Source organism: Mesorhizobium sp. WSM4848 (genome assembly GCF_055811375.1).
In genome coordinates, this window is sequence record NZ_JBVVPX010000110.1 from 1 (window position 1) to 858 (window position 858).

General features: G+C 59.1%; 1 protein-coding gene. It reads left to right on the top strand.

What is annotated here, in order from left to right; genetic code table 11:
• The coding region (locus AC0L16_RS33510; RefSeq protein ID WP_473625803.1) for a CHAD domain-containing protein at positions 1 to 849 on the top strand (849 nt) is incomplete at its 5' end.
• Positions 850 to 858: the final 9 nt, after the last annotated feature.

The following is an 858-nucleotide window of genomic DNA, read 5'->3' on the forward strand; positions in this document are numbered from 1 at the left end:
GCTGTGAAAGCGGCTTCGACCCCGCTCTCGTCCGATATGAGCGCAGCAACGGCTATCGCGCGCATTGCAGTGGCCTGTCTCAGACAGTTTCGTCTCAATGAAACGGCGCTGGGCTGGTCCCGCGATGCCGAGTCCCTGCACCAGGCTCGTGTGTCGCTGCGACGGTTGCGCTCCCTATTCTCGATCTCCAAGTCCTTGTTCGATGACAGCCGTTTCGACCACCTGCGAGGAGAATTGAAATGGCTCGCCTCGGAACTTGGCGATGCGCGCAATATCGACGTGATGATCGACCGCACTTCGAGCGAGGCTCTTTCAGGCCGTCTTCAAGACGCGCGCGACGACGCCTATGCGGCGGTCGAAGCATCGCTCTCCTCAACGCGTGCCCGCTCCTTGACGATCGATGCCACCGAGTGGATTTCCCTCGGGGACTGGCGAACCCAATCGGACGAGCAGTCGTCAACGGATTTCGCCTCGATGGTATTTGATAAATTTCGGAAAAAGGTGGCGAAGGACGGCGACAACCTCATCGATGCCGATGACGAGAGCCGTCATAAAGTGCGCATCGCCGCAAAGAAACTGCGCTATGCGGCGGAGTTCTTCGAGCCGCTTTACAACAACAAGACGGAAGCCAAACGCCATCGACGGTTCATCAAGGCCCTGAAGGACCTGCAGGACCAACTCGGAAGCCTCAACGATATCGCCACCGCCCCCGATATGCTGGCAGCGCTGGAGCTTTCGGAGGTGGCTGGGGCGAAGGATCTCTTCAACGCTGAAGAGAAGTCCAAGCTTCTTGAGGACGCCGCGGAAGCGCACGACGCCTTTGTCAACACGAGGCGCTTCTGGCGTTGAGGCAGGATG